At 46.5% G+C, this 25,794-nt stretch carries 22 protein-coding genes and 1 pseudogene; 2 read left to right on the top strand and 21 right to left on the bottom strand.

Annotated features, from left to right (window positions below; translation table 11 throughout):
* Positions 1–262 precede the first annotated feature (262 nt).
* The 14 genes and pseudogenes from D479_RS16725 to D479_RS16665 all read right to left on the bottom strand — a co-directional run bounded on the left by D479_RS16725 (position 263) and on the right by D479_RS16665 (position 17,057).
* On the bottom strand, positions 263–1,477 hold the full coding sequence (locus D479_RS16725; RefSeq protein ID WP_008639324.1) for a NupC/NupG family nucleoside CNT transporter: 1,215 nt from the start codon (positions 1,475–1,477) through the stop codon (positions 263–265).
* Between the two features lie 124 nt (positions 1,478–1,601).
* Complete coding sequence (locus D479_RS16720; protein WP_008639322.1) at positions 1,602–2,540, bottom strand: nucleoside hydrolase; 939 nt, start codon at positions 2,538–2,540, stop codon at positions 1,602–1,604.
* Positions 2,541–2,645: 105 nt separating this feature from the next.
* Positions 2,646–3,469 (bottom strand): annotated as a pseudogene (locus D479_RS16715) (hypothetical protein).
* Between the two features lie 114 nt (positions 3,470–3,583).
* Positions 3,584–4,726 (bottom strand): mannitol-1-phosphate 5-dehydrogenase, encoded by a 1,143-nt coding sequence (locus tag D479_RS16710; protein WP_008639318.1) that lies wholly within the window; start codon positions 4,724–4,726, stop codon positions 3,584–3,586.
* A 5-nt stretch (positions 4,727–4,731) separates the two neighbouring features.
* Entirely contained in the window at positions 4,732–6,810 is a 2,079-nt protein-coding gene (locus D479_RS16705; protein WP_008639316.1) for a PRD domain-containing protein, read from the bottom strand.
* 89 nt (positions 6,811–6,899) lie between these two features.
* The gene (locus D479_RS16700; RefSeq protein WP_008639314.1) at positions 6,900–8,804 is read right to left on the bottom strand and encodes a PTS mannitol transporter subunit IICBA; all 1,905 of its coding nucleotides are present in this window, start codon (positions 8,802–8,804) and stop codon (positions 6,900–6,902) included.
* A 235-nt stretch (positions 8,805–9,039) separates the two neighbouring features.
* The gene (locus D479_RS16695) at positions 9,040–10,365 is read right to left on the bottom strand and encodes a 2-hydroxycarboxylate transporter family protein (protein WP_008639313.1); all 1,326 of its coding nucleotides are present in this window, start codon (positions 10,363–10,365) and stop codon (positions 9,040–9,042) included.
* 128 nt (positions 10,366–10,493) lie between these two features.
* Positions 10,494–11,201 carry a response regulator gene (locus tag D479_RS16690; RefSeq protein ID WP_008639312.1) on the bottom strand — a complete coding sequence of 236 codons (708 nt, stop codon included), beginning with the start codon at positions 11,199–11,201 and terminating at the stop codon, positions 10,494–10,496.
* Positions 11,194–12,804 (bottom strand): DcuS/MalK family sensor histidine kinase, encoded by a 1,611-nt coding sequence (gene dcuS, locus D479_RS16685; protein ID WP_039871680.1) that lies wholly within the window; start codon positions 12,802–12,804, stop codon positions 11,194–11,196. Before dcuS ends, D479_RS16690 begins: the two co-directional genes overlap by 8 nt.
* Before the next feature lie 124 nt (positions 12,805–12,928).
* Complete coding sequence (locus D479_RS16680; protein WP_008639310.1) at positions 12,929–13,957, bottom strand: aryldialkylphosphatase; 1,029 nt, start codon at positions 13,955–13,957, stop codon at positions 12,929–12,931.
* Positions 13,958–14,088: 131 nt separating this feature from the next.
* The gene (locus D479_RS16675) at positions 14,089–14,814 is read right to left on the bottom strand and encodes an exonuclease domain-containing protein (RefSeq protein ID WP_008639309.1); all 726 of its coding nucleotides are present in this window, start codon (positions 14,812–14,814) and stop codon (positions 14,089–14,091) included.
* Positions 14,815–14,816: 2 nt separating this feature from the next.
* Positions 14,817–15,176, bottom strand: coding sequence for a putative nucleotidyltransferase substrate binding domain-containing protein (locus D479_RS20005; protein ID WP_051989404.1), 360 nt, complete (start codon positions 15,174–15,176; stop codon positions 14,817–14,819).
* Positions 15,173–15,778, bottom strand: coding sequence for a DUF294 nucleotidyltransferase-like domain-containing protein (locus D479_RS20000; protein WP_051989403.1), 606 nt, complete (start codon positions 15,776–15,778; stop codon positions 15,173–15,175). The genes D479_RS20005 and D479_RS20000 overlap by 4 nt, the downstream gene beginning before the upstream one ends.
* 22 nt (positions 15,779–15,800) lie before the next feature.
* Positions 15,801–17,057 carry an ammonium transporter gene (locus D479_RS16665; protein ID WP_008639306.1) on the bottom strand — a complete coding sequence of 419 codons (1,257 nt, stop codon included), beginning with the start codon at positions 17,055–17,057 and terminating at the stop codon, positions 15,801–15,803.
* 392 nt (positions 17,058–17,449) lie between these two features.
* Here D479_RS16665 and D479_RS16660 point away from each other — a divergent pair, with 392 nt between their 5' ends.
* Positions 17,450–18,973, top strand: coding sequence for a BCCT family transporter (locus D479_RS16660; RefSeq protein WP_008639305.1), 1,524 nt, complete (start codon positions 17,450–17,452; stop codon positions 18,971–18,973).
* A 26-nt stretch (positions 18,974–18,999) separates the two neighbouring features.
* On the opposite strand, the gene D479_RS16655 is transcribed toward D479_RS16660, so the two are convergent.
* The 4 genes from D479_RS16655 to D479_RS16640 form a co-directional block, all read right to left on the bottom strand.
* Positions 19,000–19,368: a hypothetical protein gene (locus D479_RS16655; protein WP_008639304.1), complete on the bottom strand. Its 369-nt coding sequence runs from the start codon at positions 19,366–19,368 to the stop codon at positions 19,000–19,002.
* A 142-nt stretch (positions 19,369–19,510) separates the two neighbouring features.
* Entirely contained in the window at positions 19,511–19,714 is a 204-nt protein-coding gene (locus tag D479_RS16650; RefSeq protein ID WP_008639303.1) for a hypothetical protein, read from the bottom strand.
* A gap of 98 nt (positions 19,715–19,812) precedes the next feature.
* Positions 19,813–21,951, bottom strand: coding sequence for a type IA DNA topoisomerase (locus D479_RS16645; protein ID WP_008639302.1), 2,139 nt, complete (start codon positions 21,949–21,951; stop codon positions 19,813–19,815).
* Between the two features lie 108 nt (positions 21,952–22,059).
* The gene (locus tag D479_RS16640) at positions 22,060–22,683 is read right to left on the bottom strand and encodes a putative glycolipid-binding domain-containing protein (protein WP_008639300.1); all 624 of its coding nucleotides are present in this window, start codon (positions 22,681–22,683) and stop codon (positions 22,060–22,062) included.
* 263 nt (positions 22,684–22,946) lie between these two features.
* On the opposite strand from D479_RS16640, the gene D479_RS16635 reads away from it, so the two are divergent.
* On the top strand, positions 22,947–24,068 hold the full coding sequence (locus D479_RS16635) for a DUF2515 family protein (RefSeq protein ID WP_008639299.1): 1,122 nt from the start codon (positions 22,947–22,949) through the stop codon (positions 24,066–24,068).
* Positions 24,069–24,088: 20 nt separating this feature from the next.
* On the opposite strand, the gene D479_RS16630 is transcribed toward D479_RS16635, so the two are convergent.
* The 3 genes from D479_RS16630 to D479_RS16620 are packed head-to-tail and all read right to left on the bottom strand — an operon-like array spanning position 24,089 to position 25,761.
* Positions 24,089–24,481 carry a VOC family protein gene (locus D479_RS16630; RefSeq protein WP_008639298.1) on the bottom strand — a complete coding sequence of 131 codons (393 nt, stop codon included), beginning with the start codon at positions 24,479–24,481 and terminating at the stop codon, positions 24,089–24,091.
* A gap of 46 nt (positions 24,482–24,527) precedes the next feature.
* Positions 24,528–25,286: a class I SAM-dependent methyltransferase gene (locus D479_RS16625; protein ID WP_008639297.1), complete on the bottom strand. Its 759-nt coding sequence runs from the start codon at positions 25,284–25,286 to the stop codon at positions 24,528–24,530.
* Positions 25,264–25,761, bottom strand: coding sequence for a hypothetical protein (locus D479_RS16620; protein ID WP_008639294.1), 498 nt, complete (start codon positions 25,759–25,761; stop codon positions 25,264–25,266). Before D479_RS16620 ends, D479_RS16625 begins: the two co-directional genes overlap by 23 nt.
* Positions 25,762–25,794: the final 33 nt, after the last annotated feature.

The raw sequence follows: 25,794 nt of genomic DNA, 5'->3' as shown, positions 1-25,794 counted from the left end.
GACCATAAAGACGGCCAGCCTTGTTATGTATCGTATGGACAAACCCTTTTATAGCTTATTTTATATAAACGATTATGTCCATCCATCTACTTATCATTTCCTCCTATTACCAAACTGGAGATGAACGTGGTAAGAATACGATGGGACACCCGACGAAGCTTACCACCGTTCCCCCTTCCTTAGAGTGATTTTATCCGTTTCAATCTCTATCCGCAATGAGAATCGAAGGGCCTTTTTCGGGGACAGTCGCTACGATCCCCCCTTATAGAAACATACCCGCTATGCTTGCTGATAGAAAGTTAGCTAGAGTCGCCGCCACGACAGCCCGGAGACCCAGCCTCGCAACATCTTTGCGTCTGTCCGGAGCGAGACCGCCCAAGGCCCCTATCTGTACCCCGATTCCGGAAAGGCTGCCGAACCCTGTCAACGCAAACGTCGTTACAATCTCTGCTTTCTCACTCAACTGTTCCTTGACTTCCCCGAGACTGGTGAATGCGACAAATTCATTGGCGACTAGTTTCTGCCCGATGAAGCTTGCAGAACGGACCGCCTCCTCCCAAGGCACCCCAATTACGAATGCCATCGGTGCAAAAAGATAGCCAAGAAGCTTCTCAATCGTAATGGAAATACCGAAAAAGCCGCCGACATATCCGATGATCCCGTTCATCAGCGCAAGGATAGCAATAAAGGAAAGTAAGATAGCCCCTATATTCAAGACAAGCTTTAAACCTGCTGTTGCACCGTTCGCAATCGCATCAAAAACGTTCGCTGAATCATCATCCTCCGGCTCCACTATTTCTGCTGTTTCTACTCTGTCCTCCGTCTCGGGGACGATGATTTTGGCGAGAACCAATGCAGCTGGTGCTGCCATAAAAGAGGCTGCCAAAAGATAATCAGCACGAATTCCGAGCAGCGTATATCCAACAAGCGTAGAGCCTGCGATGGAGGTGAACCCGCCGGTCATGACTGCAAAAAGCTCTGACTTCGACATAAAAGAGATGAACGGACGGATTAGCAAAGGTGCTTCCGTCTGTCCGACAAAGATATTTCCAGCTGCATTGATGCTTTCGACTTTCGTTGTCCCAAGCAGCTTCGAGAGCATGCCGCCGATCCATTTAATGACCACTTGCATGACCCCCAGGTGGTAAAGAACAGCAATCAAAGAACTGAAGAAAATGACGGTCGGAAGGACTTGGAAAGCAAACATCGTTCCCATGCCCTCATGATCGATAAGCGGGCCGTAAAGGAAGGAAATCCCTTCTGTTGTATAATCGATCAACGTGCTTATACCAGTGGACATGGCGTCAAGGACCGCACGGCCCCCACTGGTCTGAAAGACAAGAAATGCGAAGAATAGCTGCAGGGAGATGCCGACACCGACGGTTCTCCAATTAATGAGGCGTCTGTTTGTAGACAGAAGCACCGCTAATGCTACTACCGTCAGCATGCCCCCGATTCCCCATAAGATTTGATTCATGATGTTTCCCACTCCTTCTATGGTGTGTACGTGCCTTTTGCAAAAATACCATCATATCATTAGAAGAAGTAGTTTTCCAAGAGGGGAATGAAAAAAGCATGCTCCAATAGGAACATGCCTTTGTTTATCCTTGCCGGGCAAGGTCTGTTATGTAATGGAAGAATTGATCACGATCCACTTCATAAACGAGAGAGACGTCTCTTCCATCCTCCGCAATCTCTGTTTTCCCCTGACTGGCTCCGGACTCGATGACAATGCTTTTCACAACCTTCTTCTTGACTAAATCAGGCTTTCCAACGGTCGCTGTCGTAAGTACGTCCCAAAGGAAATACGTTGAATTCGTCTGGAAGTGGACAAGCGGGGGAACCATCGCATAGCATTGACCCAGAAAGTCGATACCGATATCCTCTCGTTTGGAAGCCCAATCCTGTCGAACTTCCGGCGTCAGAGGAACCATATTTGTACTTTCAAGCGCAACTAAATCAATGGGAATGGAACTTTCCCAAACGCGGGCGGCCGCCTCCGGATCCCAGTAAGCATTCCATTCCGCCGTTCCATCATGTTCCGGTTCTTCCACATTACCTTCCTCTAGAAACGTCCCGCCCATCCAGACTAACCTTTCTATGTTGGATTCGATTTCAGGAGACAACTGTAAGGCTCTTGCAAGATCCGTCAACGGTCCAATGAATACGAGCGTCACCGGCTCTTTGCTCTCTGTCACCTTATCGACCAAATGCTCATGAGCAGGGACACCCACAGGCTCCGACTGCCTATCCGGATACTCGTTTAATAACGGTAGGGCATCTACGTAAAAAGCGTGCATCCGCCAATCCTTCGGAAAAGGATTTTTCCCGCGTGAATTGGAAGCAGCAACCTCGACCTCTTTCCCTTTTCCAAATCGGCCGATGATTTTTCTGCTTGCATAAACGGCTGGTTCCAGGTAACAATCTGCCGGAATGACTCCGACTCCAAGAAGATCCACTTCTTCCATCTGTAAAAGTAAAAACAACGACACCAAATCATCCACGCCGCCGTCATGATTCAAATAGACAGGCTTTCCCATTGACTCTCTCCCCTTCTTCTACAACAAATTTGCATCCTACCTGCTTATTCTATCAAAGGTCAGAAGGGAAAGCGAACCATTGTCAAACGACTCGGAATTCTCTGTTTAAGTGGAAAAAAGTTCGCCTTCCAACGCTTGTATGTAGCGATCAGCGGACCGTTGTACGACTGCATCCGCGTCTTTCCTTACGGTCTTATGAAAAGCGTTATATAGACGAGTGAACCTCTTTCCTTCGATTCTATCCACCATATGTCTCACTTTCTCTGCAGGCAGAGGAATCAAATTAGGATAACTGTACATGAAGCTGACCCAGTTTGTATCTTGGACGACTTGAATGATGTCGCCGGAAAGAAGGACCCCGTCCCCTTCCAATCCGTGCTCCCAGTGCAGAACGGCTCCTCCTTTGAAATGACCGCCCAGCCGGTGAAGCGTAACTCCCGGCTGTAAAGACTTCACTTCGCCCTCCCATAATTGAATGGCATCACCAGGTTCCATCACCCAGTCAGCATCATCGGCATGAATGTAAATCGGAGCCTTGAACGCTTCTGCCCAGTCTAATTGGCGGGAATAATAGTGAGGGTGAGATAAGCGATCGCACCCACCCCGCCAAGCGCGTCTATCTGCTCGATCGTCGCTTCATCCAAGTAGGTGATACAATCCCACAAGACATTATACTCTTTACCCAAGACGAGGTAAGCCGTCTGTCCAATACCGAATGACGGAGCCGTCGTAATGCTGTAAAGTCCTTTTTCCACCTGCTTTATCTCATTACGGAAGACTCCGCCGCCCACCATGTCTTTATGCGTCGTCCATTGCTGTCCATCCGGATGGACATACTGCCTCTCCTCCAAACAAATCGAACAATATTCGGGCTCTTCTTTCTGTTCCGGATACTGAACCCCGCAAGTAATACAAACAAATTTACTCATGCTCCCCCTCCTGTTCAACCATATTTTACCTTTATTAAACAGAAGTGTCTATTCAACTTTCTATGAAGAAAAAAAAGAACCGGCCGCTTTCCTCACGACTGGTTCTTTGCAGCTTTATTCCGCTGTCTTTTGTTTGTATATACGTATGACTTCCTGAGCAACGGCATGGTCTTCCTCTAAGCCGCTCACTTCTTCTAAAACAGCCGCTACCCCTTTGTCACGAATCATATTCTGCATTTCCACCGCTTCTGCATCCTCCGGATAGTCAAACTGGAGCGCTGCTGCAATGGCTTCTGCAAGCATGGTATAAGACAACCCAGCTTCCTCCGCACGGACAGCGGGCCGGATCAATCGGTCAGCCGGTCCTAATTTTCGAATAGGTGCTCTTCCTACACGGGTTACCTGATCATTCAAATAAGAATTTTGGAAACGTTCAATATTCTTTTCTATATAGGCTTCATGTGCCTGTTCTTCCAACCCGTATCGATGTATGAGATAGGCTCCCGTTTCTTTCAACGTAGCATGGACCTGTTGTTTGATAGCCTCGTCAAGGAGAGTTTCATGAATCGTTGCTTTATCCGAGAGATAACCGAGATAGGCGATAACCGCATGTCCGGTATTTACAGTGAAAAGCTTCCGCTCAATGAAAGGATCGAGTTCGTCGACGATGGTCATTCCTTCCACAGAAGGAATGGATGCTGGAGCTTCTACCACCCACTCATAATAAGGTTCAACTAGGACATCAAGAGAGCTTTGGTCCTGAATCGGTACAATCCGATCCACGGCGGAATTGAAGAAGTACACCTGTCCTTTAAGACTTGCCTTCTCCTCCTCGTCCAGCTGTTCTAGAATGTGGCGTTTCAAGATATCCGTCGCACCGATCTGGTTCTCACACGCAATGATATACAGCTTCTCATCCGACTCCTTCGTCCGCTCGACAATTCCTTTGGCAATGAGAGGGGCAATTCTTGGTAGAATGTTCGGACCGATGGCCGTTGTAACAAAGGCAGCTTCCGTAATTGCGGCTACCACCTCATTCTCCTGGGTTCTGTTATTAAGGCCGGATACGTTATTGATCCGCTCCGACTCCCCACTCTCCGAGGCCATTTTCACGTCATAACCCTTTTCCTCGTTCAATCGATCTATTACTGTATCTGCAATATCAACGAATGTGACATGGTACCCGGATTTAGCAAATAGAGCTCCGATGAATCCACGTCCTATGTTTCCTGCTCCAAAATGGACCGTTTTACTCAATGTTATCATTCCTTTATTAGTTTAGTTTGAAGATAGTCTAAGAACAACTCCTCCAATTTTTCCATTATCAACGCATGATTAGATGAGGAAAAAATCATCATTGATGTCTGATCCTCAATAAGCCCGGTGCTGATCATGCTCAATATCTCCTGCTCCCTATTGCTCAAATCTTCCGGTGCAAGCATGAGTAGTAAACTCTTCATTGCAACCCGACCGCCGTCCATCCCTTTGACGACCGCCGGCTTATCCATATGCGCCACCTGAAACGTCAGCTCTTTGACATTAGCATCACGGCAGTGGAACAGCCCCATACTCGTAGCGGGAATACCGAGTCCACCCATTTGTTCCCGTTCCCTCAACCGATTTATGACTCTATCGGGATAGTCCAGAATTCCGTCCCTGTCTGCTTGTATCACCATTTCTCGCAAAACGTCCCAGTGGCTTTCCGCTTCTTTTTTCCTGAAGACACGGAAATGGTGAAGAATGGAATCCATACTCCGGTGAACATCACGAATTTCTTGAAGAAGTGATTTTACTTTGGTCTTCACAGGCGGCGACGGCTGTTCTTCCTTAGCAGCCGTGCTCCACTCTGCCTTCGTGGTCAATTTATCCACATTATTTTGAAGATACGCTTGAATCACATCAATATCCTCTTCCTTCAGCAATGGATTTGTCAATATATACTCCACTCCTGAAAACGGAAGCCTGACCGTCGAGATGACAATATCATATCGGTTTAGATCTGCATTTTGAAAATCATGAATGGATAAAATATCCACGTCCTGAATCATCGGAAGTTCTTTTTGGATTCTGCTGGCAAGCATTTTGGAAGCCCCGATTCCCGTCGGGCAGACAACCACCGCTTTAATTCTTACCCGCTCCTCTTTCATGACGAGGGCGGAACCGAAATGGAGAACGATAAAGGCAACCTCATCATCTGGGAATTCCATGTCTTCAAATACCGTTTCCAGGCTTCGTTTGACGGCCATGAACAAGACAGGGTACTTCGCTTTTATTTCTTCTTTCAATGGATTATATAAATCCATTTGCTGCTGCAGTCGGAAGATCGAAGGTCCCATATGAGCAACAAGCCCTTGGAAAAGAGAAAAATCATCAGTCATATCTTCATGGAGATTTAATGAAACCTCCCGGATCACTTTCCTGATCATATGGCTGAGGAGAATTTTATCATCATAGATTTTCTGATCGCTCTGAACCTTAGAACCCTTAAGTACAATCGTTAAATACTGGATATCTTCTTCGGTCATCGTTATGTCTTTCTCGAACAACCTGCTTTTTATCCTCTTCACTACCCGGTGTTCCGCCATGGCCTCTTCATCCATGTCTATCGGTTCCAGAAGGTGACCTTCCTGGGTTCTTTGAATGGAAAGACATAAATGGATAAGGAAGCCGAGGTAATCCACATCCACAAGTTTCCACTGTTCTTCTTCAAACGGAACACTTACCGCTTCATCCGCAAGCAGCAGGTATCCGGCATGCAAATAGCCGAGCACATCCTCTCCTCCGTGCTTTTCTTCTTTCAAAAGATAAAACTGCTCCATGATCTCTTCATAGAAATAGGCGAGAATAAAACTTGCAAGAGCCTGACGCATGCTTGTTTCTGATGCCGAAAGCTCCAAGCCGACTCCCCTTTTTTTGGAGATGGCAATCGTGAATTTCTTTAACCAGCTCTCCAAGTCCTCCAAGTGGGCATCCAGAGTTGCAATACTCACCCCAAGTTGGTTGGAGAGGACTTGTTTCTTGAAAGAAGGCCCTTCCCGGAACAGTATGAGAAGAAGTTTCAGCTTTTTTTCTTCCGGGGTTTCATCGGTCGTATGGACGGCGGCGAGGTCCTGAATGAGCTTATAAATGTGTTCATTCCTACCGTCAATAAATAAACCTTCTTCTTTTGTCCGCTTCAATGTCAAATGGTACGTTTGAAGAAGCTTTTCAATAGATTTCAAATTTCGTTGAATTGTCCTTCCGCTTACCTCAAGCGCTGCGGAAAGAGAATAGACAGTATGCTTTCCTGATGTTCTTACAATTAAATCGATGATTGCTTTTTCCTTGGATGTAATAAACATGCGATCCTCTCATTTCTTTAAAGGTGCCGGTTAATCTTGTCCATCCATGCAAAGAGAAAGGCGGAAATTCCGCCTTTCTCAAATGTCCATCAATTGCTGCTGATAATATCCTTCAACTCTTTAGCGGTTTTAGCCTGAACCATGCGGTCAACATTGTCCTGTTCCGAACAAATAACAGCAATGCCTGACAAAATTTCCAAATGCGTTCCGTCTTTTCCGGCAATACCGAAGATCAGCTTCGCCGGTTCTCCGTTAAAGTCAACCCCATCCGGGACTTGAATAACGGTAAACCCTGATTTAATGACAGCTTTCTTCGCATTTTCCGTACCATGAGGAATAGCTACATTGTTACCCATATAAGTAGAAGTAATGGTTTCCCGCTCCAGCATAGCTTCAACATAATCGTCTTCCACACAACCGGCCTTAACGAGTGCTTCACCAGCAAAACGAATGGCCTCCTCTTTTGTGGAAAAGTGCTGGTTCATAAAGATGTTCTCCTCTTTCAAGAGCTCCTCCTCTTGACCGGAAGTCTGTTCTGTCTTTCCATCATTTCCAGCAGCCGGCTCTTTGTTGTCTACCTTGTCGCTGGTGTCTTTCTTCAAGCTCGTAATCAGTTTCTCATATTCCGGGCTTGATAAAAAGTTATCTACGGAAATATGATGAGCGGATGGAAGCTTGCTTTTGGCACGTGGTGTCAATTCTTCCTGTGTAATTACGATTTCCGCATCCGAAGGAAGATTGCTTATTGATGTGTTCGTTACTTTAATATCAAGATCGGCTTCTTTCATCTTTTTACGTAAAAGAGAGGCTCCCATTGCACTTGATCCCATACCTGCATCACAGGCGAAAACAACCTTGCTGACCTCTTGAGGAAGGGTACCCTGATTCAATTGTCCGGAAACAGAGCTCTTTTTCCCTTTCATTTCTTCCATCTTCTTTGTAGCTTGATCGATATCCTCTTCTGCAGCCTTACTTGATTTCAATATGACGGCCGAGACGAGGAAAGAGACGGTTGTCGCTACCAGGATAGCGACAATGTTTGCCACGTACGACACGCCCTGCGGCGGTGTGACGGCAAGAATAGCGAAAATACTACCAGGGGAAGCTGGTGACACCAAGCCTCCGTTTAAGAGGACCAGCGTAAAGATTCCGCTCATGCCTCCCAGAATTACAGATACAAAGAGCAGCGGCTTCATCAGCACATACGGGAAGTAGATTTCATGAATACCGCCAAAGAAATGGATGATACCTGCTCCAGGTGCCGACCTCTTTGCTGTACCTTTTCCAAAAATCATGAAAGCGAGTAAGACACCAAGACCCGGCCCCGGGTTTGCTTCCAATAAGAACAGGATGGATTTTCCGCCTTGTTGAACCTGTTCCAGCCCGATCGGAGAAAGAACGCCGTGATTGATGGCGTTATTTAAGAACAATATTTTTGCAGGTTCTATGAGAAGACTTGTCAAAGGAAGCAATCCTGCTCCAACCAGCCAGTCCACTCCTGCTACCAGGACTTCTGTAAAGGCGTCAACGGCCGGACCAATACCGAGATAAGCAAGGATGGCCAGCAGGCCACCGAGTATCCCTGCGGAAAAGTTGTTGATGAGCATTTCAAATCCTGCCCGAATTTTACCTTCGATCATCTGGTCGAACTTCTTAATCACCCATGCTCCGAGCGGCCCCATGATCATAGCACCCAGGAACATCGGTGTTTCCGGTGCCCCGACGATCACTCCCATCGTTGCAATGGCACCTACCACTCCTCCACGTTGATCATGGACAAGCTTACCGCCTGTATAACCAATCAATAGAGGCAGCAGATAATAAACCATAGGATCCACCAGATTGGCAAGGCTTTCATTTGGGATAATACCAGTAGGAATAAATAAAGCCGTAATTAATCCCCAAGCAATAAAGGCGCCGATATTAGGCAATACCATTGAACTGAGGAAGTTACCAAACTTCTGAACTTTTACTTTAATGTTTGATTCTGCCACTTTCCTCTTCCTTTCATAAATCGTTTATCGTTACATGTTTTATGATAGGATAGCGCTTGCATATTCACAAGAAAGAGGAAAACCAACTTTGTCACCCGGCGGGTGACAAAAGTTGGTTTTCCTCATGTACTTCTTTTCCACTTATATAATCATTCGTCTTCGCTCAGCCTTTTGAGGGTGTAGTCTACCTATAAAAAGGAAGACCGCTCTGCCTATTCACAAAGCGGTCTTTATCTTATATAAACAAGGGAACAAGCAGACCGGCAAGAAGCAGAATCAGCGCTCCTCCAAGACGGGAAGAAATCTGCGCAAAAGGCATAAGCTCCATACGCTTCGAGGCAGAAAGAACAGCCACATCTCCCGTACCACCCATATTCGCCATACACAGACCAGCTGTAATGGCGGATTCTATTGGATAGAACCCGACCAGCTTTCCAAGCAGACCGGCGCCGATGATCGCACCGAAGACTACCCCGAAAACAGTTAGAATGTAAGGAAGTGTCAACGCTTCGATGACAGTATTTAAATCCGTATAAGCGATACCGATTCCAAATAACAGGGCAAGCGTCCAATTGGATGCAACAAATTTATACCACTGACTGGCACCGTCCAGGACCGTTTGCGGAATGACATCCGCTATTTTGGCTACAGCTACCAGGATAATCATTAACGCATATGGATGAAGAGGAATGAAATCGCCAAGAAGCCCCCCCAGAGAGAAGAATGCTATGGCAGCAAGCATTCCGACACCCATTTTCTTAATGTCGTACGTATGCTTTTCTTCCTTTATTTTGAAACCACTCATCAACTGTCCGTTACCGCTTAAGGAAGGAACCTTTCGACCGAGCATATCCAGCATACTGGCAAGGACGATAGCAAAAACATTGCCCAGAGCGAGTGCGGGAACAAGCATGGAAATATAGTATCCCGGGTCATTTCCCATCAACTCCGAATAAACCTGACTCATTGGCACAGCACCTGCTCCCATACCCCCGCCCATGATCGGCATCGTAATGACTAGTACCGCATCTCGAATGGAAAAACCGGCGATTGCACCAAGCAGGCCGGCAAATAATGCTGCACCAATCAAAGAACCGAAGATCGGAACGAAATAGCGCAGCCCGACTTTAACAAGTACCTGCTTATCCATACCGAGAATACTTCCTGTAATGAGTGCGGCGATGTAGAAATTAAGAAAACCGCCATCCGTCATGAACGTAGTCATGCTGTCGACCGAAGCCGCCGGGAGCCAGTTCATATAGACCATAAATGCTGCTCCGAAAATGGCTACGATCGCTCCCCCGCCAAGGAACGTTTTAACGATCGGTGTATGGTCGCCGATCCAACCAAGTAGTTCTCCGAGAACGATCATCAGGAGAAGACTGCCGATCATACCACCGGGAAGATTACCAGTATATAAACTAACCAACGTGATTACAGCAAAAATTCCGAACCATACTACCGGTAACCCGAAGATTTTCGGCGTTCTTTTCTCCTGCTTTAATTCCGTGACATTTCCTGTCTGCTTTTGATCATACATATTACCTGCTGTTTGCGCCATTTCACCACTCCCTTTATAGTAAGCGTTTTCAATTGTTGAACCTATCATAAGAAATTCTGTTATTTATGAACATATTGTGAAATTAATTTATTTATTGAAACTAAAAAAAGCAGCTGCGGAAGCTGCTTTCATAAGTATGGATGGAGGACATGATCCTGCCCTTCTTTCGTCTGATAGAGATATATCGGACGCCCTACACCGTAACTGAGCGTCTCCTCCAGGTATTGTATTCGACTCAAAAATTTCAAATACTTACGGATCGACACCCTTGAAATGGCGGTTGCATCCGAGAGATCTTCCGTCGAGAAGGTTTCCCCCTTTCTAGCCTGAATTGCTTTATGAACGCGGTGAAGCGTGTTCTTCGTCAACCCTTTCGGGAGTTCTGCCGGAAGAGGAGACGCTTCCGACGAAGGCCGCAGCCATGAATCCAGATCTCTTTGACTCATATGGTCTTTCTGAATCCATTTACTCCGCCGCCCTTTATATCGCAATACGGCCTCTTCAAACCTTTCAAATTCAAACGGCTTGATCAAATAATCAATGGCACCATAACGCATCGCTTTTTGTATATGTTCCCTGTCGGACGCTGCCGTTATCAGGATGACATCGACATTCGCATTACGGTTGCGAATTTCTTTCAACAGTTCCAAACCGTTCATTTTGGGCATGTATATATCCAGAAGTACCAGATCAACCGCTGCATCTTCCAAATATGGAAGAACGTTCTCACTTTCTTTGATGACTTTTACCGTCGTAAAACCTTCCATTTGGTGGATATACTGCTTATTCAATTCTCCCACCATGGGATCGTCTTCCACGATCAGAACTTTAATCATGATATTTCCCTCCTGGTTCATATGGCAGAAGCACCGTAAAGGTCATGCCGCCCGAATCGTTCCTCTCCATTTCCAGCGTACCACCTTCTTCTTCGACCGTTTTATTAACCAAGAACAGGCCGAAGCCTCTGTGGAATCCTTCCTTGGTTGAAAAACCCTTCTCCAGAATTTTATTTTCAGCTCCCCTTGGGATCCCTGTTCCTTGATCTTCTACAGCAGCCTCCAGCAGGCCGTCGATATAAGAAAGGAAGACGCGGATCCGTTTACGACCGCTGTTTTCGGAACTTTCGATTGCGTTATCGATTAAATTACCTAGAATGGTAATTAATTTGTGTGAAAAAGCCGGATCTTTAGATGGCGGGATCTCCGTCTGGCACTCGATGGTCATTCCAACCTGCGCTTCCCTCGCATAACTGATCTTGCCGATAAGAAAACCTGCCAAGGCGGAATCTTTAATATACTTCGTCACATGACCGACCTCATGCGCCTGATGCTCCACAAGGGTTCCGATGAACTCCTTCAACTGTTCATATTCTCTCATTTCGATTAATCCAAGCAGGACGTGAAGTTGATTCATGAACTCGTGGGACTGGGCTCTCAGCGTGTCTGCATAGAGCTTAACGCCGGTCAGTTCCTCTGCCAGCCTGTTCACTTCCGTCTTGTCTCTGAACGTCGCAATGGCACCGATCACTTCCTCTTGAACGATTAACGGGACCCTGTTTGTAATAATGGCCACCCCGTTGATTACCTGCTCTTCATCCAATTCGCCCTCTTTCGTACTTAAAACCCGCTCCAAAGAAGTTCCCGGCAGAAAATCATGGATGACCATCCCAATCGGTTCTTTGGCGCCGAGACCCGCTTTTCGAAAGATCCGCCGCGCCGACTCATTGACGATCACAATTACTCCATCACGGTCAATCGCAATAATACCTTCTCTCACCGAGTGAAGCATTTGGTTACGCTCTTCATGAATTCTTGCAATGGCATAGGGCTCCAGTCCGAATAAACTCCGTTTAATATACCAAGCCAGCAGAAAAGCACCAGCGATACCGATCAGCACACCGATGATCGATCCAATAAGAATCTGCCGCTGGTTTTGATGAATTGATTCTTCCACCGCCTCAAGAGAAATACCGACGGACACCGCTCCGACTTGTTCGCCCTTTCTGTTTATTACTGGAGCAAAAGCGCGCAGCGACTGCCCGAGTGTACCTTCCGACTTCGATACGTAAGTCTTCCCTTCGAGCACCCTTTGCTCATCTCCTCCTTGAAACGGCTTTCCAATCAAGGATTGGTTTGGATGAGAAAGGCGGATCCCGTTCATATCCATGACAACAATAAATAACACATCAGAAGCTTCCTGTACCGACATGGTATATTCCTGTATATCCATGTCCGCTTCCCCATTCTCCAGTTCCTGCTGAACCAGTCTCGACTGGGCCACTGTCTTGGAAACGATCCCGGCCTTTTCTTCCAGCTGGTTCTCTATGTCACTGCCGGTCGACCGGGTAATTAAGAGATCTGTAATCAACAAAGATAAGAGCACGACAAGGCAGACGAATATCATAATAATCGTGCTGAGTTTCATGCGTGGTTTTGACATAGGACCCCCTCATTTCCGACCTAAGTTTAATCGACTTTCTATATCATACCAAAAGAATACTGCGATGAAACCAGGAGGACCGTCAAAAAAACACCGGTTCCTGTTTTCGGAACCGGTGTACGATCTAATTTATATGCTTTGTTTCAAGCCTGTCCATTTTTCCTTCCACCGCTCCTCCTCCAAATAAGCGGGCAGCATTGGAATGAAATATCGTAGTTATCTGTTCTGATGAAAGGATCCCCTTCTCAAGGAGCTCCGGGAGGATATTTTTAAAAAGATGATCAGGATGCCAATTGGCAAGCAGGGATTGTAAAGTTTCCGGAAGAACGGGCTCCCTTCCCCACCATGTGTTTACCGTATCGTGAGCAAGAAACAACTGATCTTCATAGCCCATGCCTACAAGGGCCGTTAATACAGCAAGCCTCTCTTCATCTTCCGGTGCGCCAACAATGCCTTGAAGCCCAAAACGGTCGAGTGCCACATACGCTCCCTTTTTCAATACTTGTAAATGCTGATTTAAGTCACTTGTGCCACACATATGACCAATGACGACCTTCTCCGGAATCGCGCCCTCGTCCGTCAGGAAGTTTATCTGCTCCGGTCCCATCGTTCCCTCCTGTGTATGTGTCAAAAGGACAATCCCCGTCTCTTTTTGAACCCGCACCGCTGCCCGGAAAAACATCTGCTCATACTCCGTGATCCGGCCCTTGCTTGATGCCAATTTAATGATCCCGGGTTTAATTCCCGTGCCTTCGATCCCTTCCGTAATCTCTGTCATGAACATACTATAGATATCTTCTTCCGCTGTACCGAGCTGTTGTCGAAACTGGAAGTAAGGCGTTGCTCCTTCTCCTTCATAATAAAACCCCGTCGCGCAGATGATATGAAGGCCTGTAGCTTCAGACACCGCTCTCAACAACTTCACATCTCTCCCGCACTCATTGGGCGTGGGATCGACAACCGTTTGGACGGCGTGTTCCATCATCAAAGCCGCCGTTTTTATGCCCTGTGCTTTCTTCTCGTCAAAATCGAAGCCGCCAAGTGTCAAGTCCCCGTGAAATCCAGGATATCCGAAAAAAAAGTGCTCGTGAATCAACGTTTTACCCAATTGATCCACATGTACAAGTCCTCGTACCGTCTCCACCTTACTCACTTTTGCTCATCCCCTTTACATACTAACTGGTTGGTATGTAAAGGGGTAGTATGCATTAAATATAGTATAAGTAAAGAAAGGAAACAACGTTTATTTGAATAACCGAACAGCACAAAAAAGTTTTTGTGCTGTCAATCTTCCATATTGGCAAGTCTTTCGTAGACATCGTTCAAGTTGGAATATCCCTGCCCTTGAACGAGCCGCGCGCTTTCCACCCAAATTTCCGCTGCTGCTACCGCATCGTGCAGGGCATGGTGCCTCTGTTCATTCGTTATACCATAAACGTCACAACAGGCATCCAAACTAAGTTGGTGTTCCTCACTAAGGGTGAGTCTCGTCAGAAAAGAAGTATCGACGAGTCGATGCTGAAACTTCTTCTTTAAAGCAAGCCACGTGGCATGCTGCATGAACTGTTTCTCATGGGATGCATGATGTGCTACGAGTACATCATCCTTAATATACGTATAAAACTCTCGAAGGACCTCTTGGAGAGACGGGGCGCCATGGATCATTTCTTCCGTAATTCCCGTAAGCTGCGTGATTTCATCCGATGGCGGAACCTCTGAGGAGACGAGGGAATAGAAGGTATCCTCCTTCACTACCTCTCCTCTTTTGACCTTTACGGCGCCTATGGACAGGATGCGGTCCCCGTTATATGGATGAAATCCGGTTGTTTCTAAGTCAAAAACTGTAATCGGAAGGTCATTAAACGGAAGAGAGAGCACATCCTTCTCTTTCATTTGACGCTCCAGACTTCTCATATAGGCCACGCTCGTCGGATCCTTCTCATTCAAGGAAGAGAAACCGCTCCCCAATCTCCCGGAAAGATCCTTTACGAATTGAAAGAAGGGGTTCATACTTATCCTCCTCCCCTTATGTGGTGCCGCGTTTCTGACACCAACTGCTTCCCATGCTTCATCCATCGCTTTAACAACCGTTTCTCTTCCTTATCCAAAATAGAAGGAGAAATCAGATGTACGTTTTCATAATGATCCGCATCCCGACCCCATTGAATTCGGTATTCCAACAACTTCCGAAAGTCATCTTCATACTCGGAGAGGCTTGGATAATACGATAACAGCGCACGGAATCTCTCCAGGGTGGAAGGTGGATAGATGCCTTCACATAGTGCCAGAATTCTCAAGGCGTTCACATAAGGAAAATAAACGGTTTCTTTCACGTTTATTTTCCCTTTGCCCTCCCCTGTCTGTTCCGTCAAAAGCTGACCAAATACTCCTGTCCCTTTTTCATGAATTCCATATTTTCATACAAGCGTTTATAAAGGTGAGGGGCCTTGTGCAATTGTGAGAACGCATGGGCTTTTACCTCTTCCAAAAGAACAGGATCCCCATGCAGCACCCTCGAATCAAAAAATATTGTAAAATGGCGCAGCGTCTGCCAATCTTCCGCTTCGAGCCAACTGCGAATTTGTTCCTTGAACCTAACTGTACTTTGACACCATAGCGGATTGGAAGCCATGACTTCTCCTTCACACCGATCATAACCAACAACTTCCAACCCACGGCTCACTTCTTCTCCAAGACGCAGGAAGTATCCCTGTAGATGGTCCTCTCCTGAAAAAAGAATGCCGTGATCCTGATCGCTCCAAACCGACTGCTCACCTCTGCCGGCACTACCCATTAAATAGAAAGCAAAAGGAGCAGGGGGATCCCCCTGCTCTTTCGCTACCTGCCGCCTGGCCAGACGAAACGTCCTTGTAATCAAACGATCATGAAGTGCGTGCAGTTCCTTATGGCCATAAAGAGCAGACTGCAATCTCATATCCCGATACTCTCTTAAAGCTTCATAAGTATCCAACATCGTATCCCTTCCCGATTCTTATTTAAGCACCCGTTTTCGGAGGTGTCAGGTTCTCTGGATATCCATATCCTCCATGCTCACTCAAGTCAAGACCCATAATTTCTTCCTCTTCCGTTACGCGCAAGCCTCCCATCGATTTATCCATTACCTTCAGGATAATATAGGAAACGATGAATGCATAAAGTCCACAGCTTACGACACCTAAAAGCTGGACTCCAAGTTGTTCAAACCCGCCGCCGTAAAACAACCCGGGGCGCCCGACGGTCGCCAATTCCGGAGTAGCGAAAAGACCGTTGGACAACGTCCCCCATACTCCGACCGTTCCGTGAACAGAAAGAGCAAAGATAGGATCGTCAATTCTACGTTTGTCAAAGAAACGCATACTGAAGAATACAAACGCACCGCCAATCAAACCGATAACGACAGCCGCCCATGGCTCAACAAAGGCACAGGAAGCCGTAATGGCGACCAACCCTGCCAATGCGCCGTTCAGCGTTGTCGGCACATCTGCTTTACCCGTGATCACCCACACCATCAGCATGGCTCCAACCGCACCTGCCCCAGCTGCAAGCTGCGTGTTCAAAGCAACATATCCGAAGAAAGCATCTGCCACCCCGAAGGTACTTCCCGCATTAAATCCGAACCATCCCACCCAAAGAAGCAGTACCCCAAGCGCCGTGAATACTTGGTTATGTCCCGCAATTTCATTGGATGATCCGTCCTTATTGTATTTGCCGATCCTCGGTTTAAGGATCATCGTAGCCGCAAGCGCGGCCATGGCACCTGTCAAATGGACGACTGTCGATCCTGCGAAATCCTGCTTTCCATGCTCGGCTAGCCATCCGCCGCCCCAGATCCAGTGAGCAATGACAGGATAGATGATAACGGAAAACAAAACAGCGAATATGACATAAGCGATCAACTTGGCACGCTCAGCGAACCCCCCAAAGGCAATAGTCATAGCAATGGCCGCAAAGGCGAGTTGGAACATGAAATCAACCGAACCGGCAAGCCCCTCGCCCATCGTTGTGGCATCACCGAAAAAGAAATCAGAAAATCCAATGATGGCATTGCCCTCACCATAGATAAGACCGTAACCGACAGCCCAGAAAACTAAAGAAACAATCCCTACAGTGAAAACTGTTTTGCCCGCAATGTGTCCCGCGTTCTTCATTCTCGTTGAGCCTGCTTCCAGTAAAATGAATCCTCCCTGCATCAGTAATACGAGGATTGTACAAACGATGATCCATAAATTATTCATAAGAAACGTTGAATCCATCAGCCCATCTCCTAATGTTAGATTTTATTACATTGTATGTTAGTTAAGAGTTTAGCAAATACTGAAAATTTTCACAATACCTATGTTAACTTTTTTTACATGACCTTAAAAAAGAGACAATTTCGTTTTATTCTTAAAGAAAACGGACGATTACAGCACGATTTAGAGGATACGAGAAATAGGTCGTCGAGGTGCATAACCATCTCCTGTAAAGCTTCCCTACGTGATTTTGCCGTTTTCTAATCTTATGTTATGCTCTTAAATGTCGCTCAAATTTACGAAAAAATAAGTATGTCAGGCATCATGAATAGACACTGGTTTTCTTTATACCTAAACAGGGTATGAGGAAGTTTGAAGCGTCTGCTTACATACACGTATGAGGTGAAAGAAGTTTGAAAAATGTATCTAGTGTATTTTGGTATGGCATCGCCATCTGTGCGCTTGTCATCATTTGGGGGGCTGTCGGCCCTGAACATTTACAACATGTAACAGAATCAATAACTGCGTTTGTTTCCGATCGTTTCGGCTGGTATTATCTACTTCTCGTCGTTTTGATTTTAATTTTTTGTGTGTACCTTATTTTCTCGAGGTTCAATACGATTAAATTAGGAAAGGAATCAGACGAACCCGATTTCAATCTTCCGACATGGTTTGCTATGTTATTTAGCGCAGGGTTGGGAATGGGACTTGTGTTCTGGACGACCGCCGAACCCATTTCCCACGCATTCATCAACAGCCCGATTGCTAAAGAAGGAAGTGACGAAGCGATTAAGCAATCGCTTCAGTTTTCATTTTTCCATTGGGGCATCCACGCCTGGGCGATTTACGCCTTGACTGCCCTCGTCCTTGCCTACTTCCGTTTTTACAAAGGTTACTCCGGCCTGATCAGCCCGACCCTCATTCCTCTCTTCGGTGAAGAACGAATGAACGGACCGCTCGGGAAGGCCGTGGATACGATGGCTGTTGTAGCTACTGTCGTAGGGGTCGCAGCCATACTAGGTTTCGGTTCTGCTCAAATTAACGAGGGACTCGCCTTTCTGTTCAACGTTCCGACCAACTTCACGGTACAGCTGATTATCCTTACTGTATCAACAGTCCTGTTCCTTGCGTCAGCATGGTCCGGTGTAAGTAAAGGAATCAAATATTTGAGTAATGCCAATATGGGACTCGGTTTCCTACTTATGATCATGCTGTTCATCGTTGGTCCGACCCTGTACATCCTGAATATGTTTACTTCTTCTATCGGGAGTTATATCGCAAATTTCGTAGATATGAGCTTCCGGATCGCTCCCCTTGATGAAGACGGCCGAAGCTGGATTAATGACTGGACTCTCTTCTATTGGGCATGGTGGATCTCCTGGGCACCATTCGTCGGTATATTCATTGCCCGTATATCTAAAGGAAGAACCGTTAAAGAATTCATGCTTGGGGTTCTACTCGTCCCATCATTGATCTGCTTCATTTTCTTCACCGTTTTCGGTGTTTCTGCATTGAACCTGGAGCAGTTGGGCATAGAGAAAATCTCACAATTCCCAGTTGAAACGGCGACGTTTGCAACGTTACAGCATTATCCCCTCGGTACAGTTATGTCATTCCTTACACTGTTTGTCATAGCAATATTCTTCATTACATCCGCCGATTCAGCGACATTTGTCCTGGGGATGCTTTCTACAGGGGGATCCATGAACCCTCCGGGATTCGTCAAAATCCTTTGGGGTGTTTCGCTGTCAGCGATGGCAGCCATCATCGTGTATTTCGGCGGAACACAGGGGCTGCAAAACGTCCTGATCGTCGCTGCTTTTCCATTCTCCATTATTCTTATGTTAATGGGCGTATCTTTCTATAAAGCAATAAACGCTGAAGTAAAAAGAAAGAAACGAAAGAGAAAACGCACCCATAAAAAAGAGCTGTCCTAATAAGGACAGCTCTTTTTTTCAGTATTCTACTCTCCTAAACAAGGCTTGGAGAGGCGGTTTGTTTCCTGCGGTACATAGAACCCTTCTACTTTAAACCCTTTCCGTTCCAGGAAACGCACGGCCAGGTTCCTCTCCACCTTATCCGCGCAGATCAACACAACGCGGGTCGACGAAATATTCGGGTAATACCTTCGCAGATACGCAAGCGGGAGAAGCAGCGTGCCGTCGCACGCCTCCTTGGAGGACACTTGGTAATCCCTCGTATCCACGACGATGACTCCCTTTTCAAGTGAGGAAGAGGGGTGCCTGTTGAAATCCTTCAAGCCAAACACAGGTAAATAGCGCTTGGAAAACAGGATTAGGATTAATAATGGAATAATGACAGCTAATATCATACAATCACGCCTTTCCATCCACACACTATATACCCAATAGGTAATGAAGTCAAAGAATAGACACTCCCTTGATCCATCTATTCAAATGAAGTCTGCAAAAGACGAAAAGAGTACCAGCTTTATGCTGGTACTCTTCTTCCATTCATCTGTTCCCGTCTTCGAATTTTTCTTTATAAGCTGCGAGCGCTTGTGATATCGTCTCTACAATAGACGTATCATTATGAAATGCCAGACGTCTGTACTCTTGAAAATCTTCCGGATAAATACGGACAGATTTATATTGCTGCTTTTTCTTCCCCATCGCCTGACTCATTTCATCAGTGGACTTTTCTTCCTTATCCGGCATTTCCTATCCCCATCCTTTGTTACGTATCCCCTGTATCTATCTCTTCCTGAACATTATACATTATTTGTAATAAATGTTAAGTAAATATGGATGAAGGGTTACTTATTGTCTTTCGTTTTATTCTCAAAATCAAATTTTATCTTGTTCTTTTCATCCAGAAGCAGCGCTGCATTAAATTTTTTCTTCCCTTTGAAACCCTTCAGAACTCTCGTCTTCCGTTTCTCGCAGAGCGTTTTAATCATATGCTTTGTAAGCGTCTTTCCGGCGATCCGCTTTGGAAAAGAAAGCTTACATCCCTCTTTATAGGCGGAGCATCCGTAGAACCGTCCTCGATCCATCACGCCTCCCTGCTTACAGGCTGGACATTGCGCGATGGCTTCCCCCGTTCTTGTTTGAGCAGCTGCGCGTACTTTCACTTTTTCTACTTGACCTGGCGTTTCTTCTATAAGCTTATGAATGAATTGTCCCGTCTGCTTAAGAAATGAGTCACTGGAACCTTGTCCGTTCCCGATTTTCTTCAAATACGTCTCCCACTTCGCCGTCATGGCCGGACTCGACAATAATGTACCGTCGATCGCTTCGCAGAGCATACGGCCTTTCTCTGTAATGCTGACGATGTTCTTCTTCACTTCGATGTACTTCTGTACTTTAATTGTCTCGATGATCCCTGAACGGGTGGCCTCTGTTCCTAGCCCTTCCACCTCTTTCAAAATCTCATGATCCGCTTCATCCTCGATATACTTTCCGCACGTCTTCATCATGTTGATCAGCTGCCCCTCGGTGTACGGCTTCGGCGGCTTCGTCATTCCTTCTTTAATATGTACAACAGCTTCCACGCCTTCATCCGGCTTTACAGGCGGGAGGATGTCCTCGTCGTTTGTTTTCTTCCCAGTCGGAAACAATTCCTTCCAGCCCTTCTGTACTTCTACTCTCCCAACGGAGGTGAACAGCAGTTCCTGAACTTCCGTCTTAATCGTTGTCTCTTCATAAATATAATCCTCATGAAACATGGCGAGTGTCGTCAGGACTACTTCTTTGTATAAGTTTGTCTCATCGCGTGTGAGGCGTTCTATAGCAGACGCAGTCGGCACCTTCTTCGTGGGGACGATAGCATAGTGTTCCTGTACTTTTCCATCATCGACGTACCGCTTCTTTGGATAGGTAGAGGACGGTTGGAACGTCACTCCCATCGACTGCTGATACCCTTCCAGATTATTGCGCAGGTAACTGAACTCACTTTTTGTTATGTGCTGGCTGTCGGTTCTCGGGTAGGAGACCAGCTTCTTCTCATACAGCTTCTGCACGGTCTTCAACACATGGGAAGGGCTGTACTTCCATTTTCGGTTCGCCGTACTCTGCAGGGTCGATAAGGAATGAAGCTTCGGAGATTTAATATGTTTTCGTTTTTTCTCCACCGTCTGCACGCTTCCTGCTGCCCGGGCACCTTCCTCGATGTTATGTTTTATTAACAGCTCCTCCACGACATCTTTCTTATCTGCTTTAACCTCAGCCATCCCTTTATAAGTCCCCTGCCGGGATGTAAAGGTCCCTTCGAGCTGATAAAAGGGGGTAGAAACGAATTGCTCTATCTCCATCTGCCTTTGGTAGATCATATAAACGGTCGGGGACTGCACCCTTCCGATCGAGAGACTTCCGGCAAAACCTTTTTGCTGCATTAAAAGAGAAAACAACCGGCTCGCATTAATGCCGACGATCCAGTCGCTGATCTGCCTTGCCTTGGCTTCCTGGAACATTAACAGATCCCGTTCGTTCGACTGGAGGTTTTGGAATCCTTTCCTGACTTCATCCTTCTCCAGGGAATTGATCCACAAACGCTTAATTGGTTTATGACGTACCCCTGTGAGACGGAGTATACTATAAAAAATATTCGATCCTTCCCGATCGACGTCCGCAGCATTAATAATCATGTCCGCCGCCTGGAACCAGCTCTTCACCGCCCGGAATTGAGCGCTTTTTCCTGCCTGTACCTTTTCACGGAAATTATCAGGAATGATCGGCAGTTCGTCCAATTTCCACGTTTTCCATTCTTTCTTATAATCGTGGGGTTCCTTTAATTCTGCAAGATGACCAATCCCCCAAGTGATAACAGCCCCTTCCGGAAAAATGGGGTCCGGTTTAATGACAATATGGGTTTTCGTTTTTTCTTTCACTTGAAAGGCGTCTGCATATGCCTTCGCCTGGGAAGGCTTTTCCGCCAATATAACTACCGTGTTCATGAATGTTGTTTCCTCTCCTCTTAGCTGATTGGTCCACTCTGCTTTAAGTATAAAACTTCTTCCTGTATAAAACAAAAACCCCGCGGAACGGGGTAGGGAAAGCACCAGTTAATAAAACGCGTGGAAGGCCATGGTTTCATTTGTGGAAGGAGGCTTCTCCCCGCTCTCTTCCGACTGTGCAGAAGCAGCCAAGGTAAACACCCTTGGATATTCCATGACTACTCCACTTTCATCGACAAAAATCTTTGTTTCATATTCTCTGCATTTATACTGGAAAACCCGTTCTCCGCCGTCAACGCCTAAATACGTGTAGGTCTGGAGTACAGGCGCAGCCTCTTCTTTCCACACGTCGATATATACCATCTTAAACGTCCGCTTCTGCCCGATCTCCCACGACACCCGGTTGATCGGAAACATGTTGGATAAAGGGGTGATGGACAGATCCACATTCGTAGCTCCATCCATATTCTCGTCATAGCACCCATTCACATACCATTTATCTTCCTTCTCCGTCTGGACGACAAACGGCTCCTCCCTGTCCTCCTTATATATTTTCACCTTCTTCGTCTTCCAGTCGGATCCGAGCTTGATCGAATATCTGATTCGTACAGGACGCTCTTCACGGACCAGCAGGACCGTCCCTTCCGCCTGCATGTAATCTTTCTGATGCTTGATCGTCACAAATTCTGCTCCCTGGTCTTCAAAATTAGTCCACAACAGCTTTTGTTCCATCCTATCCCTCCTTCGATTTTTCAGCTTTCATCCAACGCTTCACTTATTCCTTCCCCTGCGAAGAAAACAAAGGAATAAATGGGACATAACCTCCTCTGCCCTTTTCATATCCTTGGATAAACGGATAAGAAAACGCCTGTTCCTTATTCTTTGACATTCGTCATCGAGTGCAAAATAACCTTCCTTTTTTTACATGAAAAGGAAGGTTTCGCGGATACTATGTAGTATAAAAAAACGGCAAGGTGAGAGAGGAGACGACAGGCATGCTGGACGGCGGTCGCTGGTTGAAGAAACAATTGAAACAAACGCTGAAAGCGAAGGGCGTGAGTCACCCCTTATCGATGAAGGATAAAGAGATCATCGAAGCCATCCGGAAAGAGACGGTAACGGCGAACCGGAACAACTGCACCAGAACTGCAGCATATTTCCAGTATTATCGAAACAACCCGGAAATGCACTGGTCCCTGCTCGCTCACCTTGTTTCCAGAAATGCAGGGTGGAACATGACGGACCTTAAGGGGGAATATCTCCCTGTATTATTATCAGGAAAAGAACAAGTCGATTTCTTCGTGTTTTTGGAGCGGGGAAACTGGCTTATTTTTCAGGATGCTTATCCGCAATTGCTGTTGTATCAACACAGCAGGCAGATCGGCAGACCTCTCTTCCACCTGCTCGCTCCCCTCGGAATTTCTGCGTTCATGCTTCCTTTTTGGGAGAAGTTCTGGGACGATGGGAACAGTGAAAGAATCACCAAAGCCCTGATCGTTAACGAGCAGATGTATATTGAGGAACGTGTCGTCCAGAATCATCAATATATGCAGACCGTGACGGACAAAGTCATGTTTAAGCTGCAGGACATTCTTGACTTTAATCACATCCTATTCCCTTACGAGACTCCGAACCAGAAGAAAACGAAGCTGATTGGAGGAACGGTTCATCACTTCTCTGCCGTCGATGCGCGTGTCTTCTTCGGCAAGTCTTTATACCATACTCTTTTCTCTGTAAAGTCACGATTGGAGCAGATTACAGCGTGGTCAGAAGCACATGTGCATTCCGGATCACGAAGCGATTACTGGCCGGACTTGTTCAGCCTTGTAAAGGAAACACCACCAGGGAAGGTTCATGAGCTGTTAGAAAGTCCATGCAGAAGAAAGCATAAGGGTCCTAAAATATACAGCCCTCCACTTGAGCAGGCATGGGAAGACTGGACACATCAGGAAGCAGAGCCTGGAGACTGGTTCCGAAATTTAACCACCCTTCGCTGGATGAAAGCGAAAACAAAAGAGTTGGACGAGGACATCGAGTCCAGCTATTGTCGAACGATTGAAGAGGTGGAGATGGCTGTCACTGCCAAACACACCTTTAAGAGGGAGGAAGAAGCCTGATTTGCTTCCCGCCCCCTCCCTCACTTATACTCTCCACTCCCACTCCATACATCAATCCTGTTACCGTCCAAATCGAAGAAGATAAAATTTCTGCCCGGGTGCCCCCTGTCTTCCAACTCCCCAACCGAAACGCCCGCGGCGATTAAACGGGTTCGAAATTCCTCCAACTCTGTGACCCCATCCACTTCCAGCGTAAGAGACGGACGCACAACTCCTTCCGCGTCAATAAAATCAGACGTCTGCCCCGATGGAGAACGTACAAGAAAGAAGCTCAAATTGGCAAAGTCGAAGATCGCTTTATCTCTATCCACAAAATGACTGCGGATGCCCACCTTCTCTTCATACCACTCCTTCGCTCTCTTCACATCACAAACTGGTAAATAAATGGTTCCCACCCGCATCCTGCCCTTCAAAAAATCACCCTCCTCTTCTATACAACCTTAACGAAGCGCTCGGCACCTAAAGCCTAACATTCACTGCCCTTGTCGCCATCATCGTCTTGATGTAAGAATCGACCAGCCTCCCGTCCCCGAAGTTGTCTTCATACATATCCGTGATTACGAAGCCGGCATCCATCTGTCCCTGGAGCTGGTCCTCCAGCGTATGGCCGAATTCGAGCGCTTCGCCTTCTCGTACTTCTTCCTCCAGCGGAGAATATGGAATCTTATGTACCACTTCCAACTTGCCTGCCGCTTCTTTTTCCTCATCGAACAGATATAGCACTGGATTCATAAACCCGGAGATAAGCACCCCTTTTTCTTTCAGTACGCGGGAGGCTTCCCCCCAAACGGGACGAATGTCAGGAATAAATACATTAGACACGGGATGGATGATCAAATCGAACGTTTCATCACGGAAACAGGACAGATTTGTCATATCCCCTTTCACTGTTTGCAAAGAGAGCGATTCGGCTTTTGCAACTTTACGATCCTGCTCCAGCTGCTTCTCCGACAGATCGAAAACCGTGACGTCTGCTCCTGCGGCTGCAAGTACCGGGCCCTGCTGCCCTCCCCCTGAAGCTAAACAAAGAACCTTCCGCCCCTCCATGGAAGGTGGGAACCAGTTTCTCGGTATTTGCTTATCTGCCGTTACCCCGATCGACCAGACGCCTGCCTTCGCTTCTTCCACAGTAAGAGAGGAAACCGATGCTGTGTAGCGGACTCCTTCCTCAACCTTCTTGTCCCATGCTTTGCTGTTATGTTCTGTTACATGCTCCACGTTCTTCCCCCTCTTCCTCATTTGTATGTAAGAATGACATCGATACACGCTTTCCAGACAATCCGTCAAGCTCTCTAAGCAGCGTTTCCCTATCCTCTTTTTTCATATTCTCTAAATATATTTCTTCTTCTTCTCTGTCTTTTCCTGTTTGTAGCACGAGAATTTCTCCGTCAACCAGCTGCATCCTTGTAATCTCTTCAAAGGGAACAGAGATATTCCTGTCGATCCAATTAGCCCGGATCTTCAAGTGGTCTTTCCCAAGGGAGACATATACCCGTTCCGGCATCTTTCTGTAGTAAATGAATTTAGCGATTCCCAGCACAAAAAGAAATCCACTCGCAAGCATATAGAATGGTTCCACCCTGTCGTGTACGTATAATGAAAAAACTACGGTCAGCATGACGCCACCGATTTCCAAAAAAGACTGGTTCGATTTCTTGATCCAGGTTTCTCTGTTACTGTAAAGAAAACGCATCGCACGCATCCCCCTTTTCTTTTCTATACGGGT

The organism is Halobacillus sp. BAB-2008 (genome assembly GCF_000328325.1).
In the GTDB taxonomy this organism is placed as follows: domain Bacteria; phylum Bacillota; class Bacilli; order Bacillales; family Halobacillaceae; genus Halobacillus.
This window is presented reverse-complemented; position numbering and strand designations above follow the sequence as displayed.

Excerpts from the sequence above, each read along its gene's own strand:
- D479_RS16725 (WP_008639324.1), bottom strand. The coding sequence starts at position 1,477 with ATGAATCAAATCTTATGGGGAATCGGGGGCATGCTGACGGTAGTAGCA.
- D479_RS16720 (WP_008639322.1), bottom strand. The coding sequence starts at position 2,540 with ATGGGAAAGCCTGTCTATTTGAATCATGACGGCGGCGTGGATGATTTG.
- D479_RS16705 (WP_008639316.1), bottom strand. The coding sequence starts at position 6,810 with ATGTTTATTACATCCAAGGAAAAAGCAATCATCGATTTAATTGTAAGA.
- D479_RS16695 (WP_008639313.1), bottom strand. The coding sequence starts at position 10,365 with ATGGCGCAAACAGCAGGTAATATGTATGATCAAAAGCAGACAGGAAAT.
- D479_RS16690 (WP_008639312.1), bottom strand. The coding sequence starts at position 11,201 with ATGATTAAAGTTCTGATCGTGGAAGACGATCCCATGGTGGGAGAATTG.
- dcuS (WP_039871680.1), bottom strand. The coding sequence starts at position 12,804 with ATGTCAAAACCACGCATGAAACTCAGCACGATTATTATGATATTCGTC.
- D479_RS16675 (WP_008639309.1), bottom strand. The coding sequence starts at position 14,814 with ATGAACCCCTTCTTTCAATTCGTAAAGGATCTTTCCGGGAGATTGGGG.
- D479_RS20000 (WP_051989403.1), bottom strand. The coding sequence starts at position 15,778 with ATGTTGGATACTTATGAAGCTTTAAGAGAGTATCGGGATATGAGATTG.
- D479_RS16665 (WP_008639306.1), bottom strand. The coding sequence starts at position 17,057 with ATGGATTCAACGTTTCTTATGAATAATTTATGGATCATCGTTTGTACA.
- D479_RS16655 (WP_008639304.1), bottom strand. The coding sequence starts at position 19,368 with ATGATATTAGCTGTCATTATTCCATTATTAATCCTAATCCTGTTTTCC.
- D479_RS16650 (WP_008639303.1), bottom strand. The coding sequence starts at position 19,714 with ATGCCGGATAAGGAAGAAAAGTCCACTGATGAAATGAGTCAGGCGATG.
- D479_RS16645 (WP_008639302.1), bottom strand. The coding sequence starts at position 21,951 with ATGAACACGGTAGTTATATTGGCGGAAAAGCCTTCCCAGGCGAAGGCA.
- D479_RS16640 (WP_008639300.1), bottom strand. The coding sequence starts at position 22,683 with ATGGAACAAAAGCTGTTGTGGACTAATTTTGAAGACCAGGGAGCAGAA.
- D479_RS16635 (WP_008639299.1), top strand. The coding sequence starts at position 22,947 with ATGCTGGACGGCGGTCGCTGGTTGAAGAAACAATTGAAACAAACGCTG.
- D479_RS16620 (WP_008639294.1), bottom strand. The coding sequence starts at position 25,761 with ATGCGTTTTCTTTACAGTAACAGAGAAACCTGGATCAAGAAATCGAAC.